This window comes from Streptococcus sp. HMSC078H12, assembly GCF_001814615.1.
GTDB lineage: Bacteria > Bacillota > Bacilli > Lactobacillales > Streptococcaceae > Streptococcus > Streptococcus salivarius_F.
Window position 1 is genome coordinate 151768 of record NZ_KV817339.1, and the last position, 20267, is coordinate 172034.

The 20267-nt window shown below is 39.9% G+C and carries 12 protein-coding genes; 2 read left to right on the forward strand and 10 right to left on the reverse strand.

Annotated features, from left to right (window positions below; translation table 11 throughout):
• Positions 1-9: 9 nt before the first annotated feature.
• Complete coding sequence (gene dhaK, locus HMPREF2979_RS07425) at positions 10-999, reverse strand: dihydroxyacetone kinase subunit DhaK (RefSeq protein ID WP_070655937.1); 990 nt, start codon at positions 997-999, stop codon at positions 10-12.
• Positions 1000-1325: 326 nt separating this feature from the next.
• On the opposite strand from dhaK, the gene HMPREF2979_RS07430 reads away from it, so the two are divergent.
• Together HMPREF2979_RS07430 and HMPREF2979_RS07435 are read left to right on the forward strand one after the other, a co-directional pair.
• The gene (locus HMPREF2979_RS07430) at positions 1326-2591 is read left to right on the forward strand and encodes a threonine/serine exporter family protein (protein WP_037601115.1); all 1266 of its coding nucleotides are present in this window, start codon (positions 1326-1328) and stop codon (positions 2589-2591) included.
• 381 nt (positions 2592-2972) lie between these two features.
• Positions 2973-6479 carry a glucosyl transferase gene (locus HMPREF2979_RS07435; protein WP_070655939.1) on the forward strand — a complete coding sequence of 1169 codons (3507 nt, stop codon included), beginning with the start codon at positions 2973-2975 and terminating at the stop codon, positions 6477-6479.
• 245 nt (positions 6480-6724) lie between these two features.
• Here HMPREF2979_RS07435 and HMPREF2979_RS07440 read toward each other — a convergent pair whose 3' ends face one another.
• From HMPREF2979_RS07440 to HMPREF2979_RS07485, 9 genes are all read right to left on the reverse strand, one after another.
• The gene (locus HMPREF2979_RS07440; protein WP_060973041.1) at positions 6725-7045 is read right to left on the reverse strand and encodes a hypothetical protein; all 321 of its coding nucleotides are present in this window, start codon (positions 7043-7045) and stop codon (positions 6725-6727) included.
• A 133-nt stretch (positions 7046-7178) separates the two neighbouring features.
• Entirely contained in the window at positions 7179-9194 is a 2016-nt protein-coding gene (locus HMPREF2979_RS07445) for a M13 family metallopeptidase (protein WP_070655941.1), read from the reverse strand.
• Between the two features lie 171 nt (positions 9195-9365).
• Positions 9366-9692 (reverse strand): bacteriocin immunity family protein, encoded by a 327-nt coding sequence (locus tag HMPREF2979_RS07450; RefSeq protein WP_070577001.1) that lies wholly within the window; start codon positions 9690-9692, stop codon positions 9366-9368.
• 213 nt (positions 9693-9905) lie between these two features.
• Positions 9906-10493 (reverse strand): DUF1648 domain-containing protein, encoded by a 588-nt coding sequence (locus HMPREF2979_RS07455; protein ID WP_070655943.1) that lies wholly within the window; start codon positions 10491-10493, stop codon positions 9906-9908.
• On the reverse strand, positions 10483-10758 hold the full coding sequence (locus HMPREF2979_RS07460) for an autorepressor SdpR family transcription factor (RefSeq protein ID WP_002891308.1): 276 nt from the start codon (positions 10756-10758) through the stop codon (positions 10483-10485). Before HMPREF2979_RS07460 ends, HMPREF2979_RS07455 begins: the two co-directional genes overlap by 11 nt.
• Positions 10736-11482 carry a YhfC family glutamic-type intramembrane protease gene (locus tag HMPREF2979_RS07465; RefSeq protein WP_060934009.1) on the reverse strand — a complete coding sequence of 249 codons (747 nt, stop codon included), beginning with the start codon at positions 11480-11482 and terminating at the stop codon, positions 10736-10738. The genes HMPREF2979_RS07460 and HMPREF2979_RS07465 overlap by 23 nt, the downstream gene beginning before the upstream one ends.
• A gap of 201 nt (positions 11483-11683) precedes the next feature.
• Positions 11684-12010, reverse strand: coding sequence for a bacteriocin immunity family protein (locus tag HMPREF2979_RS07470; protein WP_021143892.1), 327 nt, complete (start codon positions 12008-12010; stop codon positions 11684-11686).
• 272 nt (positions 12011-12282) lie between these two features.
• Positions 12283-17049, reverse strand: a complete 4767-nt coding sequence (locus HMPREF2979_RS07475) for a glycoside hydrolase family 70 protein (protein ID WP_070655945.1) — start codon at positions 17047-17049, stop codon at positions 12283-12285.
• Between the two features lie 769 nt (positions 17050-17818).
• Positions 17819-19804 (reverse strand): KxYKxGKxW signal peptide domain-containing protein, encoded by a 1986-nt coding sequence (locus tag HMPREF2979_RS07485; protein WP_070655947.1) that lies wholly within the window; start codon positions 19802-19804, stop codon positions 17819-17821.
• Positions 19805-20267: the final 463 nt, after the last annotated feature.

Genomic DNA, 20267 nt, shown 5'->3' on the forward strand with positions numbered 1-20267 from the left:
CATGTCAGACTACCAAGCAATGGTCTTAACAGGACTCTCAAGGGCCTCAAGCCAAGCGTCTTCTGCAATCTTCATGAGCGTCAATGAGAGACCTGCCATATCAATCGATGTCATGTAGTTACCTAATTTTTTAAAGGCTACATCAAGTCCAGCATCTCCAAGAATGCTTGCTACATCGTTAGTAAAGACATACTGCTCCATGAGAGGTGTCGCACCCATACCATTGATGAGAAGGGCATAGCGTTCACCTGCCTTAGCCTCAAAGGCTTCAAGGAGTTTCCCTGTCAATTCTTCAGCTAACTGGCGAGATGGCTGCATAGACTCCTTGCGATAACCTGGTTCACCATGGATACCAATACCGTACTCGATTTCATCCTCAGCTAGGACAAAACCAGGCTTACCAACCTCAGGAACCGTTGCACCGCTAAGGGCCAAACCAATGGTGTGGATGTTAGGAACGATCTTGTCAGCCAAGTCTTTGATTTCAGCCAGAGACTTACCTTCACGAGCCGCATGACCTAGGATTTTGTGAACGAAAATAGTACCTGCAACCCCACGACGACCTTGTGTATAGAGGCTATTTTCCACAGCAATATCATCGTCTACAACAACACTAGCAACCTCGATGCCTTCCATTTCAGCCAATTCTTGAGCCATCTCAAAATTCATGATGTCGCCAGAATAATTTTTAACAACCATGAAGACACCAGCTCCTTGGTCCGCTTCCTTGATAGCTTCCAAAATCTGATCTGGCGTTGGTGACGTGAAGACAGCACCTGCTATGGCTGCAGAAAGCATACCATCACCTACAAAACCTGCATGAGCTGGCTCGTGACCACTTCCACCACCAGAAATGAGACCAACCTGACCAGCAGCCTGCTCATTTCTTACAATGATGTCAAAGCCGTCAACACGATGCACCAAATCACTGTGAACATAAGCCAAACCATCTAGCATCTCTGTCACAACATTTTCAGGTTTATTGATAATTTTTTTCATGGAATTGTCTCCTTTTCAAAGGTATCATCTATTTGCACTTACATTTATTCCCTTCTTTAATTGCTAAGACCCCTATAAATAAAGGACTTAAACGCTTTTTGAGAAAGGTAGCGTAAAAATATGTAAACGCATACATTTTATAATTTAATTGTAGCATTTGCCTCTACCAATAGCAAGGCAAAAGGCAAGCCCTCCATTTTCCTGCCCCCTATCATTAAGTAGAAGAAAAATCTCATAGAAAGTCCTATTTTAGTCGCCAAAGCTATTGAAAAACCACCATTCAAGCCTTATAATGGAATGACGAATTAAGCGCTAAGGAGGTTCAAATGACCATCGATTTTCCAAGAGAGACAGAAATAGAAACCAAAAATGAAATGGATGCCGTCCTTCAGGCAGGCCGTGTCCTTATGGAGAGCGGTGCTGAGATTTACCGTATCGAGGACACCATGGGACACATGGCCAAGTCTCTTGGTATCAGAGACTTCTCCACTTATGTGGTCAATCGAGGAGTCATGATTTCTGGACTCAACCGCTCAGGTCTTAAAGAGTCTCGTGTCCTAGCTACCTCAGTCCCGTCTATCCATCTAGGTAAACTAGAGGAAGTAAACCGCCTGTCTCGTGAACTGGCAGAACAGCCAAATCAGCCTGTATCTAGCATTTTCCAAAAGCTGAAAACCATTGAGCAGAAGACTTTCTATCGTCCTTTAGAGGATATTACAGCCTGTGTCATTGGTGCAGGGAGCTTCTCGCTAGCCCTTGGAAGTAGCTGGATTGATGGAACTGCTGCGGCTATATCGGGAGTTTTTGTAGGGATTGGCATGCAACTCTTTTCCCGTTTTATTCATACCAGTTTCTTGCAGATTATCCTTTCTAGTGCCATTGCCGCTTTATTAGCTAACATTCTCTATTATTTGGGTATCGGGCAACATCGTAGCGTGATTATTCTGGGCACCTTGATGATTTTGATTCCTGGGGCCTACTTTGTAAATGCCATTCGAGAATTCACGCAGAATAACTACTATAGCGGTCTAGCCCTGATGTTGTCAGGGGTCTCCACTTGTCTATCTATCTCTGTCGGTGTTCTTGCCATGATTTCCATCCTCCCCTTTGCGGAACAGTTATCAGGCATGTTCTCAACACCGTCAACCTCATGGCTGGGGGTCTCGATTCAGACCTTCATGGCAGGACTAGGGACAGCAGCCTTCTCCGTGCTTTACCGAGTGCCTAAGAAATACTTCCTAGACCTTGGGACCCTAGGTGCCGGCTCATGGCTCCTCTACCTCTTGATTTGGAACAATACCCATCACGAGGTCCTCGCCATCCTCTTCCCAGCCCTATTAGTTACTATCACCTCACGCTTTTTGGCTCACTACCGTAGATGTCCAGCTACAGTCTTCCTAGCCTCAAGCATGTTCCCACTCATCCCAGGGATGAGCTTCTACCGTGCGGTCTACTTCCTCTTGATTGGAAATGCAGACCTCGGCCTCAGCTTCCTACGTGCTTGTTTCCTGGCCTCATTTACCATCGCCATCGCAGTCAGCTTGACACAACAAATCCCTAGCCGCTATTTTGTCCTAGGGAAGAAAAAATAAATTGTTGAAAGCCATTGGTTTTTGTATGCCAGTGGCTTTTTTGGTGGCGTTCTAAAATCAGTGGATAGCATATTATGAATATCAAAAATACCCTACTCAAGGATCTATCCGCTGCTAACTTAAAGCAAATACATCACTAACACTCTTTAAGAAGAAACACAATGAAAAATTATCATTCCATAACCTATCCCTTTTGTTTAGAAAAGAGTTGGAGAGAGATTTCTATAAAAGACGAAAACGTTTACATAATCCTTTGATTTTATTAGAATGTGGTGATAAACTTAATACGTAAACAAGAATTCTGTAATACTAATTTAACTTCACTCATAAGTTAACTTTATCCTTACTACTATTGTTTAGTTTAATGAAAGGAGCATTATCATGGAAAAGAAAGTATATTTTATACTTCACAAAGTAAAAAAACAATGGGTAACCATTGCAGTAACTGGTCTAGCTCTAGGACTTAGTTTTGCAAGCTTGGGCTATGTGTCCGCAGCTGAACAGACTCACCCCACCTCAGAACCAACTGTTGAAAACAGCATCCAAGAAAACGCAATTGATGTCGTAAGCTCGTCAACTAATGAAGTTATTACTAAACCAGAAGAAAACAAATCTTTCGACGCCCCCAATACAAGAGAAAACATCACTGAAACTACTTCTACTGAATCTGACCTAAGTACCACTGAAGCAACTGTTCCAGAAACAAGTACTTCTGAAATTAACTCTCAACAAGCTCTTCGTTCGGAAGTCTCTACTGTTACTAGCAGTGAAGTCGTAAGCTCTGAAACATCACATTCTGAAACAAATACAGCCCATGAAGTAGAAGAAAGTCCCGTAATATCCGGCGGTCATTACACTAGCGATGATCAGGGCAACTGGTACTATATTAAGGATGGGAAAGCACTTACTGGTATGCAAAATATTGATAATGTGAATGTCTACTTCGATGCCGATGGTAAGCAAGTCAAAGGAGACACCCGTCAAGTTAACGGAGCAACATATCACTTTGAGAAAGATAGCGGACAACTTACTCGCAATGCTTTTGCATCTGATAAGAATGGAAATTGGTACTACTTAGGCCAAGATGGGAAAGCACTTATAGGTAAACAAGTTATTGACAATATACCACTCTACTTTTACCCTAATGGTGTCCAAGCTAAAGATGCCTTTGTCGTCCTAGATGGAAATTCCTATTATTTTCAAAAAGATAGTGGCCAAATGGTTCGTGACCGTTTTTGGTCAGATGACGATGGAAACTGGTACTATAGCGATAAAGAAGGAAAACTTGTCACAGGCGAACAGTCTATAGATGGCTTCGATATGTATTTCTACCCAGACGGTGTTCAGGCTAAGGGTGAAATCGTTACAATAGGTATCGAACCCTATTACTTCGATAAGGATAGTGGTCATAAGGTCATAAATACCGACATTACTATCAATGGAAAAACTTACCACGCAGAAGCTAATGGACTTTTGATTGAAACTGAACAGAAACTTCCTCAACGTCCACTTGTTTCTGGTGGCCATTTCCAAGAAGATTCCTCAGGCAACTGGTACTATTACACCGCAACAGGAGAGAAACTAAAAGGATGGCAAAATGTAGATGGAGTAACTCTTTACTTTGACAAAGAAGGTCGTCAAGCGAAAAATGGGGAAAGAATCATTGACGGCTCCCATTACTATTTTAGTCACTATTCAGGTGCTGTAAAAACCAACTATTGGCATACTTGGTCTATTGAAATCAGAAGACAGGAACCATTTGCTAAAACGTATAACGAATATTATGGTTCTGATGGTCGACGTTACTATGGATGGCATCGAGTTGGCGATCAACTTTATTATTTTGATTATAATGGTCGAGTTGAAAATGATCTTACTATCTTCAAAGGACAAAACTACCTCTTTGATAATCATGGAAAATTGGTAAAAGATGCCTTTTATATTCAGTCATTACGTGTCTTTGTTGGAACTTTAAATACTAGCTATCGCTCCAATAAATTTGGCCAAGTACTAACCGGAGAACATCATATTAATGGTGATGACTACTATTTTTCAAATTCTGGTTCACCAGTCACTGATATAGTCAAAAAAGGTGGCAAGGACTATTACTATTTTGAAGGCAAACTTCTAAAAAACTATCTCGGACCTTTACTCAAACGTCAGGAACTGGATTATGATGCAGTCTACTCTGGCATCGTAGGTACAGATAAGGATGGGGTTTTACTTACTGGTGTTAGCACTGCAAATAATGGTAAACTCTATTATTTTGAAAATAATAGATATTTTGATAATAGCAATATCCCCAAAATGTTTACAGTTACAACACCTACTTGGAAAACGATTGATGGTAAGCTATACCACTTAGAGCCTAGCATAAACAGAACTTACAAGAATGGTGGAAGAAGTTATACCGATACCGTCAGGGAAGAAGTAGACATTATTGACCACGGAGTACGAACAAAGACCGATAAGATTAAACGTATTATTGGTGATAATTATAGTAATCTATACTATCTTGATGAAAACAATGATTTTTACATCGGACATCTACTTCCAGAAAACACAGATTTAACTAAAATTGAAGAAACTGTAATTCAAAGTGACAATAAATTCTATGCTTTCAATAGAACAAGTTCGCTTTCCGAAACTTCCCCTCTCACAGTTTCCAAGACCTTAGTTTACAATAAAAAAGCCTACCTCATTGATGATAAAGGAGTAGCGACCGAAACTAAACTAACAAATCGTTTCGAACACGATGATGCATGGAATTGGTACTACTTTGATAACGAGGGAAAAGCTGTCACCGGACTCCATTCAATAGATAATGTCACTCTATACTTTGATAAAGAGGGCAAACAAGCTAAGGGAAGACTTGTCGAAATTGACGGTCAAACACATTATTTCGATAGAGACAGCGGAGCTATGTGGACTAACCGAACACTTGAACTTAATGGTATTCGTTATATCATTGACCAAAATGGTTATGTAACGATGAACAAACCTGGACAATTTATTCAAGATAAAGATGGTGATTGGGCTTATATTAAAGAAAATGGACAGTTAGCCACTGGACTTCAAATTATTAATCATCAAAAATACTACTTTGATCCAACTGGAAAACAAGCCAAAGGAAAACAACTTCTGCTTGATGGAAAGTACTATTTCTTCGATGAAGATACTGGTGCTATGTTCGTAAATAAATTCCATGAAACAGGCGATTACTTTTCTAAAAAATATACTTATTTTGGCGAGGATGGAAGCCAGATATTTGGTTGGGCAACTATTGACGGTAAACGTGTTTATTTTAAAGAAGATGGCTACCAAGTTCGAAATGATACATACAAGATAGGTGGTTTCGATTATTTCTTCAAAAAAGACGGTAGTATGCTTGCTAATGATATTGACGGCAACTACAAATACTATTATGCTGATAAGGACGGTCATCTACAGTTCGGGTGGGTTAATCACAATAATGAAACCTACTATATTAGCCCACCATGGGGAGCTGAAGACCGAACATATCTAAAAACTATCAATGAAAAGACCTATCTTTTGGGCCCTAAAGGACGACTTCTAAGGAATACAGCTACAGACACCTCGACCTCTTGGAATGGTTTCTGTATCTCTGATGAAAATGGAGTTGTAAAAACAGGTGTCATTCGGTTAGAAGATAATAGACTTTATTATTTCAACCCTGAAATTTATATGACTACTCCTTTGAGTGGCGAATGGGCAGAGTTTGATGGTAAACTTTATCATTTTGAAAAGCCGATATCAGTTAGTCCAGAGTCAAAAGGTTCTCCAATTACCACTAACACTACGCTTGAAAAAGATGGAAAAACCTATATTATTGACGAAAATGGCGTAGCTACAGAGAAAAAGGATTAATATTCAACAATAATTTAAAAACAGCAACCATTTGAAAAACACTTCATTTTTGCCAAAATGTATTCAAAAACACCAGAAATCATTTTTTCTGGTGTTTTCTTTTTGTTTTCTAAAACCTAGTAAAGCTACCTGCAAAATCTCTTTCATAAATCTACTTCAAATCAAAATATTCCTTGACATCCTTAGCATAGCCATACTGCTGGTTTAAACGCTCGAGCAAGTTTTTATTATGGCCTGGATAATTGTCATTTCTTGCCACCACCCTCATACAAACATGCCACCAAACGCTCAAAGGGTTCTATATACTCCCAATAGTCAAAAGGGAGATTTGTAATCTTACTTAGATCATTATCATCAAAATGATACACGAGATGGCGTAGTATTTGATTTTCAATATAATGGATATCTCTCAACTGCTCGAGACTGATTGTATCCAATTCTATGATGTAGTGACACAAATCATCAAGTGCCTTTACGTCAAATTTTTTCTCCTCGTGTAGGAAATAGAGAAAGCTCTGATTCTCACCTCTTTTATTATCTTCTATCAGATTCCTTTTATGCTTCATTCTTGAATCCTTTCCTTAATAGCAACATTATAACACTAGAAAATGATTCTCCAAAGTGACAACATAAAAAGAGAACCTGGGATGTTTCCATTCCAAATTCTCTTCTTGTTGATTTACAAAATATCAACACATCTTACCACAAACTAATGCGTTTGCTTGGTGCTAGATACATGGCGTCTCCTTCCTTAATCTGAGGGTAGGCCTCATAAAACTCAGGAAGGTTTTTAAGTTGTTGGTTTACACGCAACTCATTTGGTGCGTGGACGTCTTGTACCATGGTATATTTATTGTACTGTAGGCTGGCCTTTTGTTTCCAGATATCTGCGTAGTTCTCAAAGTAATCCTTGAGGTTAGGTTTTGTCATATCTGTTTTGAGAACTTGTAGTGTGGATGAGAGACCGCCAGCATCTGCGACATTCTCAGTGACTGTGAGTTTTCCATTTACCTTAGTCCCGTAAATTTCCAAACCATTCCACTGGTCTTCAAAGGCTTTGATTCTCTTGTCAAAAGCTTTGCTATCAGCTTTTGTCCACCAATTGTGCATGTCGCCGTTCTCATCATAGTCGGCACCATTGGAGTCAAAGGCATGGGTAATTTCATGTCCAATCACGACACCGATACCACCATAGTTCTTTTCAGTACTTTGGTTCTTGTCATAAAACGGCGCTTGCAAAATGCCAGCTGGGAAGTTGATGCTATTGCTTTCTGGGTTGTAATAGGCATTGATATCAAAAGCAGAACCAGACCATTTATTCTTATCAATAGGCTCATCAAAATGGTCAATGGTATAACGTTTTCCGAACTGGGCAATGTCTTCTGACAACTCAAAGAAGGACTTGTTAGGTTCAAGATGTAATTCTTTGGTTCCAGGATCCACATCTTCCTGATAACCTACAAAAACCTTCATTTTATCCAACTTTTCGATGGCCTTGTTACGTGTTTCTTCCGTCAACCAATCATTCTGTTGGAGACGGCCACGATAGACATTTTTGATTTTATCAATCATGCCTGTCACATCCGTCTTGGCTTCCTCACCAAAGTATTTACGTCCATAATAGACACTCATGACATCGCTAAACAGATTGACACTCATCTCGTAAACCGTATCTTCCTTAGAAATTGGCTTCTGTGTGCCCATAATAGCCATGCTAATCGATTGAAAATTTAAGCGGTAATCTTCTGTTAGAGAATTTGACGCTGCCATAGCTTCTTGCACCAACATCCATGATTTTATTTTAGAAAAATTGTCCTGATTAACGACCTTACTATAATTCTCAAAATACTTGGTATTAGGGACATTGATGGTTTCTAAATCACGTCCCATAATGCCTTTGATGACATCATATAATTTGAAGGAACCTGAGTAGGCATTAATCTCTTCTGCAGTTTTAGGATGAACCAAATTCTTACTCTCAGACATCTCTTCGTTACTGAGACTGTACTTAGCAATGATTTCGTCGAACTCCAGTGCTTCTTTGACAATGCGTTTACTATTTTTTTCACTATATCCAAGCTTTTCCAAGGCTTTTTTCGTGGCTGTTTCGATTGGAGTTAAATATTGTTTCTTGCTGGCCTCGTCTTTATAAATAGACACATCTGGCAATAAGATACTTGGGGGACTCAATTGGATTTGTTTTTGGCTGGTATTCTCTGCGTTAGTTCCTACGTCATAACCAAATGGAAGAGGAATACCCTTATCAGTCAAGCTAGCAGATTTATTGGCCAAATCATTTAGATCCTTGATATCCTCAATTTCTTTTAGATAAGGTTTGAGAGGTTCTAGTCCATCTTTCTCACGCTGCTTGTAATCACTAGCAGCCTTGTAAAAAGTGATAAACTCAGACATTCCCGTAATGTCTGAAGATTCCTTTCCTTCCCCTAAATTTTTGATATCCTTCTTTAGCTTCCCTTTTACATCTTCATCTAATGTATAAAAACTATCAATGCTTGGAGAATCAACAGGAATTTTTGCTTTTAGGAGCCATTCCTTGTTGACAGCCTGATAAAAATTTGAGGCTACCGTAGCATTCTTGTCAATCGGTGTCTCTTGTGGGACAAAGGTTTTATAGGCCCAAAAACCGCCTCCAGCAAGAGCCAAGGCCAAAGCTCCCGTTATGGAACCAAGAATAATTTTCTTACGCTTTTTCATAAATACTCCTTAGAAAATTAGATTAATATACTTGTATTATATCATTAGAACACTGGTTTTAGCAAGATGTTTTTGGGAGACAAAAAGAAGTAATCAGTCGATTACTTCTATGTATTTTCTTACACTGCTAAAATTAAATATCATGACACTCAAGATAAAAAACATAAAAGATCATCTAAATGACAAGCAGATTGATGCTAATCCTCTTGCTAGATTAATGTTACGCTCTGATTTTTCTTGGAATTCTGTGAGCGTCTTACTCAAGTCACTTACTCCAGAACTCAGTGATTTGCCTTTAGAAAGATTGCTGACTGCTAGAACTTGAATAGCTCTGCATAATTCTGCAAGAAGTTCATCATTATCCTTCTTTCCAACTTCGATTTCATTTTTAAACGTTACGAGCAACTTTCTCTCTTTTTCAGTTGTTTCTGGATTTACAATCAGATTATAGATATTGTTTAAGATATCCGTAATTTGCGTGTTATTGCTTTTTGTCATCTAGATTACCTCCTATAACCTGTAGCAAGATTAGGTCGAGCAAGTGAATTAAATTGGGTAATTGTTTGTGTTGTCATGAGCAACGACCTCTTTTAATAGTTCGCTGTGACATCATTATACACATCTAGCATATCAAATTCAAGACTAAAAATATCCTTCTGCCATATATGGTCCAATCTATGACACAGACGTACAAAAAAAGTAATCAGACGATTACTTTCTTAAACTGCGAAAATTGGGTAACAAGACACTCCAGATGAGAACTACAAAAATACCTAAAATAATAATTGTAGTATAGGGGTTAAAGCATAGACTGATTAACAAGGCAAGACTCATTGCAACCATTAGATAACCTAACTTTCTCGCTACTGAGTTACTGCTCTCACTGTGATTTTTAGTAGCTAGACCAATACTTTTAGGAAGATAATTTCCAATCACTAGAAAAATGAGTGCCACTAACCAAATGACAGTCAATCGAACTTGAATTTGGCCTCCTAAGGCAAAAGTCAATATGAGACCTTGAATGATGACTGCAGAAAACGGAATAAGCCATAACATAAACTCTTTTAAGAATGAAATGGTTATTTGTTTAAAAGATGAAAATAAGAGATTATAAATGACAAGAGCAATAAAGGGAAGGAAAACTATTGCTAGATTACGATCCATAAAACCATTGGCTTGTTCTTCCACATTAAAATGGATAGCCACCCGGTTTGGGAGTTGATTGTAAAAGACTAGTCCGACAATAACCGGTGTGAGTATTACTAGATTGCCAATGACTCTTTGCATATTATTTTTCATCTTCTTTTCCTCCAAGTGACTGAATCCAGGTTAGAATTTCTTCAAAAACAGTCAAGTTCAAACTATAGTAAATAAAATTCTTCTGCTTTTCTTCTTCAATAAGTCCTGCTTTTCTCAAGGTAGACAAATGATGAGAAACTGTTGCGGGAGCCAAGTCAAACTGCTGGCTGATTTCACCTGCAGACTTGGGCCCAGACTTTAGATAGTCTAAAATTTCTCTCCTCACAGGGGCAGAGATAGCTTTAAGTGTTTCTGATAATCCCATGACTTCCCTCCTTCTTCCAAATTTTGCTTGTCAGGAGTCCTACACCTAGAACATAAATAGCTAAAATGGCTTCGATTAGTAAGAGATTGCTAACTATTCCTTGTTGATAAGCACCTGCCAAAAAATCGATGGTAGCATGAAGTAATATCGCCACAAAATAGAATGAGAGCTTATGCTTAGTGACTGCTAGAAAATCCCAAGCTGTAAGCAAGACTTGTAGTAGTAAGGCAACTAGTCTTTCAAAGAGAGACATAACAACAGCAAAGCCTGTTAATTGTTTGACCTGACCTACTAGAAGTGAAGGTAACTGACTGGCCTGACCTGAATGGATGGCCTGTAAAACAATTATGTTAGTGAGTAAGCCCATCACTCCAATCAAGATAAATTCACTAAGACCATGTCCAAAACCGTAGGCTACAATATCAGACGTCATCAAACTTCTTTTCTTTTCGAGAATCTTAAAAACCAAATAGCGTGTTGTTTCTTCAACAAGGCCAGCCATAAATCCTCCATAAAGAATGGGCAACCATTTAGAAGAGTGAGCAAGACCAGAAAGAGCCACAGCATTGATAGGTCCTTCAATCATCATGACAGGTAAGGCAAAACCAATCAGACCTACTAAGAAGAGCTTGATTGAAAATTGCCATCTTTTCTTCAGAATGATAAAACCAATTACGGCGATAACTAACATGGTAAGAATTGTCATAAAAAGGAATGTTTCCATTTGATTTATCCTTTCATTGAAACGGAGCATCAATACGACTTGAGTCAGAATACCTATTTCCATACTTTTCGAAATAGATTCTACGCTTTTCTGAAAGCACTGTCAAGACTATTTCGAAAATAATCTAAATAGGAGCACAAAAAAGACCGTTTTCACGATCTTTTTTGTCATTTTAATTATTAAGCATCACAAACAGATAAATCATCTCAAAAACATGGCGATTGATGACAATCCTATTGCTAGATTAGCGTTACGTTCTGATTCATTTTGGAATTCTGTGAGTGTCTTACTCAATTCACTCAATCCTGAACTCAGTGAAATCCCTTTAGAAAGATTGTCGACAGCTAGAACTTGAATAGCTCTGCGTAACTCTGCAAGAAGTTCACCATTATCCTTCTTTCCAACTTCTATTTCGTTTTTAAACGTTACGAGCAAGTTTCTCTCTTCTTCAGTTGTTTCTGGATTTAGAATCAGATTATAGATATTGTTTAAGATATCTTCAATTTGGATATTATTACTTTTTGTCAACTAGAACACTCCCTAAATAGATCCTGCTTTTCTCAAGGTAAACATTTGATTTATACTATCATCGAATTCGGAAAGAAATGCTATCTTGGTGAGCACACCTATTTTCTTTTTTTGAAAAATATTCTACGCTTTTCATAGACTACTGTCAAGACTATTTCGAAAAAATCGAAATAGAGATACAAAAAAAGACCGTTTTCACGATCTTTTTTCTTGAGAATTTTCCCTCATTCTCGTCTCTGTGTTCTCTGGACAGTCACTGGGCCTACTACTGCTTATCTTCCTGGGACATATTCGCCAGTGTTGGCATCGTAATAACGGCGTTGGCCATTGACTGTGACGTAGGCTCCTTTAACTTGGCGACCTGATTGGTCAAAGTAAAGGTGTTGGCCATTGATGACTTGTTCGCCTGTTACGGCATAACCATCTGCTCCGAAGTAAGCCCAGACGTTAGGCTCGATTTGAGCAAAGCGGTTGGTTACAGGTTGACCGTCGTTTTCGTCATAGTACTTGTAACGACTGCCGACCTTAATGGCCTTGCCTTTGTATTGGATACCATTTTCGTCAAAGTAGCATTCCTTGCCATTGATAGTCCACTTGCCTTTAAGGGCTTGGCCATCAGTATTGAAGTAAGACCATTGGTTTGGTGCAATCTCAGCAAAGCTGCTTGTGACAAGAGCTCCACTGTGGGCATCATAGTAATAAGTCTTACCATCTTCGACAACAGTTTTCCCCTTAACTTGGATACCATTTTTATCAAAGTACTTAAGGTATCCATGATCAGCACGAACTTGGCCGATAGCCAGTGAACCGTCTTGTTTGAAGTACATCCACTGGTCATCACCTACTTGGAGGTAGCGTCCGCTAGCGAGAATACCTGAGCCTGGCTCATAGTAATACTTGATGCCATTTTCTTCAATAATTTCGCCCTTAGCTTGGCTACCATCTTCCTTGAAGTAATAGAGGTGACCATCAATGTATTGACGTCCTGTGACACGGTTACCTTCTTTATCAAAGTAGTTCCAAGCCTTAGTTGCTGGGTTATAGACAAAGATGCTACGTCCGATTTCCCCTGCTGGTGTGATGTAGCGAGCCTTACCATTTTCAAAGATAATAGAATCTGCACGATTGCTGTAGGCCGTACCGACACTACCATCTTGGTTAAAGTAATAAGTCTTACCATCAATGACACGTGAACCAGTCACAGTATTACCGTCAGCGTCAAAGTAATAACGTTTACCTGTGCTGCTGTCTGTCGCAAAAACGTTACGTCCCATGTCGCCAGTTTCAGCAACATAGTAATGCAATTTGCCATCATCTGTACGAACAACGCGATCCTTAGCCTGGATACCAGTTTCACGGTCAAAGTAGAAATGGTGGCCACTCCAATGAAGGTTACCCACTACCATTGTTCCTTGAGTCGTAAAGGCACGAACCTGCTTATGTTTGTCATCAAAATCAACGAAGGCATTCTTAACCATTGCGCCGTCTAGACCGTAATAGTAGGTATAGCCGTTGCTAGCACGACGAAGGGCGTTACGCAATTGGATACCATTGTCAAAGAAATAGTAATCCTTGTTATTGATGTTTTGGGCACCCTTGGTCATCTTACCGTCACCACCGAAGTAATACCAGTTACCGTTTCCGTCTTGAACAAATTCATTCTTAACGGTTTGGTTATCACGAAGGAAGTAAACGTCTTGTCCACGACGTTGGAAGACTTGAGTGCTTGTGATGGCACCAGTGTCACGAAGTGGTGTTGGCAAGAGTTGGCCGTTGGCTGAAGTATTAAAGTACTGGTTGGTCTTATCATCACGAAGGACATAGTTGATGCCTCGTCCAAGGATGTTAGTTCCGTTGAAGTACTTAGCAGACCACTTGGTAATCTTTTCATTCGTAGGCAACTGCTTACCATTTGAGATTTGCACTCGGTTGAAAATAGATGGGTACTTAGCTTTAAGCTCATCAAGGAAAGCACCACCGTATTTACCTTGATAGTCTGTACCATCTGTACGGGTATTAGCCACATAGGCTTGGTCAATGATTTGGTAGCCTATTTGGTGGTTACCATAACCGTTAACACGTGTCGCATTTACCACTTCTTTTCCTGGGAGGTTATAGATTTGGTCTGGCACCCAGTCAGCAATAGCTTGAATACCGTCTTTGTGGAGGGCACGAAGGACGTTAAGGAGGTCCTCAAGTGATCCGTATTTATTATTTTGACTCAAGGCCATATCGTAACGGTCATCAAAGGCATAACCATTATCAATTGTTGAGTCAAGGAAGGTACCATCCTTACTTGAAACATACTGTGGTGGAAGTCCGACTGACGTGATTCCCCAAGCTTTGAGCAAGTCAGTGTTTTTAGCCAAGACACGGTTCATGTAAAGTTCTGGTTGATCGTCCGCAAAGGCTTGGAAGTTTGAGAAGGCTTCATACATAACTTGAGAATCAAGGGCTGCTGAAGACTTGTAAACTTGACCGTCACTATTTGTACGGTTACTTGGCTGTGTACGTGCGTCTTGATTAGCCTTAGCTCCGACTGGTACCCAGACACCGAGGTAACCTGAGACTTGGACATTTTCCACACCAAAAACATCGTTGGCATTGAAAGTCAAGTTCCCGTTCCAGTCGGTGCGTTTAAGAAGGTTTTTAGGCACATCAGAATCGTTGAGGTAGGTTGCTATACCATCCTTTGTCGTCAAAAGCAATGGGCGATAAAGCTGATTACGGTGAGCTCTACCCATGTTCATCGTTACGGTTTCATTGCTACCCAATCGGAAATCATAGTTATTGGTCATGATGACACCCATACCTTGCGTACGGGTTTCCGAAGTTCCCCAATCAGTTCTGTTATTGGCACCTTTACCATAACGAACAGATGTCAAGAGTCCGTCATTTCCGACTTTCTTAACTTCCATGTCTTGACCACCAGCTACATACTTGATACGAGCACGCAAGAGGGTGTCGATAGCATCAAAGTACGGTGTCTTCTTAGCCATGTAGTGACCATTTTCACGGTAGAGGTCTCCGTAATAAACACGTGTTACAGAGTCCTTGTTGGTCAACATGAGAGCATAGACAGATGGCAAGTTGTATGACGCATAAGTCTTGTGAGCTGTATTGATATCCGCATTGTAAATCTCGAAGGCCTTCTTGATTTCATCACGGGTGAAATTGTAACCAAACAGACTTGGGTTGATACGATCACGGATGATACGTTGGATAATGGTTTGCGCTTCAGTATCGTGGGCACGGGTGAAAATATAGTTGGCCATACGTTCACCGTTCTTATCGTTAGCACCTCGTGGATTCAAACTACTATTCATAAAAGCAGTCATGTCCCCAAGCTGCATACGTGTATTTTTATCACGCATCAAAAGGTTGGTAAGAGCATTACGAAGGGCATTATCAATCGGCAGTTGTGCCCCCTTAGTGTCCTTGTTGTAATATGGGTCGTTGGCAGACCACGCTTCCAAGTATGACAAGTGTTTGATCGCATTGGCTTCAGACTTGTCAACACCATAGGCTGCTTTGAAGTAATCTGAAGCGATTTGGAGAAGGTCGGCATCCACATTGTCCAAGGCATCGACACGCAAACCGTCAAAGTTGGCTGTTGGATCGTTGGCCATGATACTTCCGATATTCATCATAAAGTGGAGCCAGTTAAGTTGTTCCGCCTGAACAGCTGGGTTTGAGTTATCAATATCGTTGGCAAGCAAGAACTCAAGACCACCGATAGAATTGTCCTTGAAGTACTTACGTGTACCCGTCTGATTAGTCGGTGTGCGGTTAAGCAAACGATAGTCAGAGTTGGCGTAGCTAGTACGGTTACCAGTATCACCCTTACTGTTGTTAAAGAGCAACTGTCCACCTTGCAAGTGGTCGTATGAACTATTTTCAGTGCTACTATTCCAACCAGGCTGAGTCTTGATGAACTGGTCGATACTTGTACGCAACCAGTTGGTATTGCCTTCACGCGCAATACGTTCTTCAATCTTAGTCTGAACAGCTTTAGCAGCTAGATTTAGACTTTCCTGGCTAGAGTTGGTTGAAAATGATCCCGCACCAAGACCTTGATTTTGCATGTAGTTTAGGTAGTTAACCTGAGTTGATTTGTCAGGCCACCAAACCATCAAGAGTGGACGTTTGTCCGCTTCAGTTGAAGCTGTCCAAGTCTTACCATCCTTAAGAATACTCTTTGGACGGTACCAAGCATCTGCTGTGATGAAGGTGTCGAGTTGGTCCAAAGATTTGTTATCGTTTTTGTAGAGCTGATTTCCAGATGAAAAATCCACAGTTGCCTTGATAGGTTCTGTTGAAAATTCATCTTGTGACTTGGTCGCAAGAGCTCCTGTTTCAGCATCAAAGTAATATGACTTCCCATCTTGCTCAAAGACGAAGTTCTTACGCACACTACCGTCACTATTGACATAGTATTGTTTGCCGTTAATCCATTGGATACCAGTCGCTGTATCGGTATTGGCTTCACGAGTTTCTGCCAAGGCACGACGACTACGTGTACGAGCTTCTGTATTTGCCGTATCAGTTGTTGCTGCACGGTCTGTAGTAGCTGTTGCACGATCCGTTCCAGTTACTGCAGCGTTAGTATTTGTATTTGTATCAGTTGTTGTGGCACTCGTATCAGCTGCAGCTGCTTGCACATTTGTACTTGGTGCTGCTTGACCTGAGTTAGTTTCCACTGTCGCTGCGTTTGCAGCAGGTGCCGCTGCCCTATCTGTAACATCGGTTGTCGTGCTAGTCGCATCTGCGACAGGAATAGCCACGCTCGCAGTATTAGCATCTGCTGAGATAGTTGGTGCTACTGTAGTTGCTGCATCATTAGTTGTAGCTGGCGTTTCTTGAAGCAGATTCTGACTGCTATCACCTGACTGATTCGCAGGATTTTGCTCATCGGCCTGAACCTGTTGATCCGCCAACAAAGTTCCACCAGCAACAGTAACCATTGAGAGTGCTGTCACCCCAATAGTCACCCAATTCTTCTTCACTTTATGCATTTTAAAGCGTACTTTTTGTTCCATAATATTTACCTTTTTCCCTTATATTACTTCTATCATAAGCTATTTGACAAGGGAATACAATTACACAACTGTAATATCAGTTTAATGTATCTACCTTCGTTTTCTCAGAAAACGTCCTTTAATAATCTGCCTAATAAATACCCCTTGTGAACAAATGCACTAAGGATAACATAAAACCAGCTAAAATCCTTAGGATTTAGACTTTTTTAGACGATAGAATCATCCTACAATATTAATTTATTTTTAAATAAAAAAACCTTCATTTCTAAGATGAAATAAAGGCTTGGGTTAGAGATATTACCTAGTGAACAAATCAGCTATGGTTTCAATAATGGCATAGAGTAATGGGTATTTTCGTTTTCTGAAGTCTGTTTTATAAAAGTAATAATTCGAAATTAAAAGAAATAATATGACAATGATAATCCAAGCCAAGATAACCATAATTTCTCTCCTTTAAGAAGTCAGTTACACCTAGAGCTTAACGAAGATGGTTCCCCATAACTACCTTTACCTCTTTTTTCCTACATACAGATATAATACCCATTATAACACGACTGTGACTCCTTCTTTTGAATATGAGAGGGACAAAATTATTAGGATTTAAGCGTGAAAAAGCATCTGGGTGTACACTGACAGTTTCTCTAAAACAACTCAAAAACCAGCTAATGCTGGCTTTTTCGTCTATTTAATCATCTAGAGTTATGATAGGAAAATAATAATTTAGATAGGAAAAGGAAAAATTCGCTCTAGATTTTAAAGTACATATTAATTAACGACGCTGTCTCAATTCACCAGTTTTGGCATCGCAGAAGAGGCGTTTACCACCAACATAAACATAACGTCCTTTAACTTGACGACCTGAACCGTCAAAGTAAAGCTGTTTGCCATTGATGACCTGTTTTCCAGTCACTGCTTGACCTGCTGCGTTGAAGTAATACCAGCAGCCACGTCCAGCTTCAACAAAGCGGTTTACCACTTGCTCACCAGTGTGGGCATCAAAGTAACATTTTTTACCTTGGACAGTGAGCAACTTACCTTTGACTTGAGCACCATTGCTACCAAAGTAGTAAACTTTATTGTTAATATTTTGAAGACCTGTCACTTTGTGACCATCTTGGTTAAGGTACGCCCATTGGTTAGCCGCAATTTGAATGAATTGGTTGATGACTGCTTGACCAGTGACAGCGTCATAGTAACGTCCTTCAGCCCAGCCACCTTTTAATTGACTGTGGTCTTTATTGAAATAATAAAGTTTTCCATCAATCACTTTTGCACCTTGAACGAGGTAACCAAAAGCATCCGCATAATACCAGTTGTTGTTTTCAAAGATAAAGCGTGACACAGCCATTTCACCTGTTTGGGCAGAAATGTAGTATTGCTTGTTGCCTTGTTGCATCATCTGACCTTTGATTTGACGGCCTTCTGAGTCAAAGCAGTATTCTTTACCATTGATGATACGTTTTCCTGTCACAGCGTAACCATGTTCATCTATGTAGTACCAAGCTTGGTTTTCTTTATTTTGAACAAAGGTATTTACAGCCATATTACCAGTATCAGGGATGAAGTAACGGATACGACCATCTGAGAAGCGAATAAACTTGTCTTTAGCTTGGATACCTGTTTGTGTATCAAAGTAGAAGGTTGTGCTCCCCATTTCAAGGAGACCAGTAGCCATGTGTCCGTAACAATCAAAGTAGCGGACATCTTTACGGTAACCAGCAAAATCGTAGAAGCCGTTGATAGCTTTCACACCATTTTTATCATAGTAATAGGTGTAACCATCGCTACCTTTAACAAGTGAGTCACGAGCTTGAAGACCATTTTCAAGGAAGTAATAAGCCTTTCCATCGATAACCTTTTCGCCTTTGACCTTTTGACCATATTGATCGTAATAATACCATTGATTTTCGCCTACACGGACAAATGAAGACTTAGCATTGTTCGAATCAACACTTGGTTTAGTCTCACCTGTGATGATTTGGTAACCTGAGTTATTTTGCTGGTTACCTTGTGAAATGATAGTGACATTAGCATTTGAACCATTCGAATGCCCTACCGATACGTTTGGAAACAGTTTATTAGAATTCGAAACGATAGTAACATTCGGCGTAGTTCCTGAGGCTGTGATGGTGATTGTCGTGTTTCGACCACCATTCCAATGAATGCCGTTTGAGTCAGACGAACTTGTCGTAATTGTCGCAAAACCGCTAGCTGACGATGATGATGACCATGATGATGAAGACGAGTAAGAATACCAAGCTGAACTTGATGAGCTTGAAGAACTTGACGCACTAGCACTTACTGATGCCGAACTGCTACTTGATTGGTAAGCAGAACCCGTTTGTGATGAATTAGAGGTTTGTGTTCCTACTACTTGAGAAGATTGTGACGAGCTGACTTGACCAGATCCACCACCTACCACAGTCTGTGATGAGCCTCCTGTTGAGACAGATGATGAAGACTCGTAGCCTGAGCTTGTTTGACTGCCATAGTTAGATGACACCGCTGACAAATGGCCAGCATCTTCCGTCAAGGTTGGCGAATAGCTTTCATTAATCAATGAAGCACTTGACTCAATGCCTGCATCTGTTTGTTCAAAACCGTCACCATTAGGAAGTGACACTTCATCTGCTTGTGCCGATTGATCTGCTAAAAGAGCTCCACCCGCAAGTGCAACCATCGACAGCGTGCTAACTCCGATAGTCACCCAGTTTTTCTTGACCTTGTGTAACTTAAATCCAACTTTCTTTTCCATAACATACACCTTTCAATATAACTTTATTTCTCTATACTATGTTAAGGGATTTTGGAAGCGAATACAATTACAGATGCATAACTCTAGTCTCATAAGACTAACCTTCTCCCCATAATTCATTTGAAGAAGCAAGTCTAAGATATATACCTATAGCCTTTATATGTTAGAAAACGGTACTAAAAAAACGTTCGGATTTTGTTAACTTTACACAGAAATTCCGATGTTTAGCCGTTTTAGCTCCCCCATCATTAGAGGACTGAGTATAGTTTAAAACGAAAGTAAACGGTATATTGAGGAATCTATTAATCAAACTCATTGTTTACTTACAATCCACTAGACATTTCGAGGGAAATGATAAAAGAAAAGTACTTGAAAGAAAATACTTCAAGTACTTAAAAGTTTTGAAATTATGTGGAAAGCTGCTGATTTTCAATCTATAAGCTTCTGGGATAGTCCCAAAAAT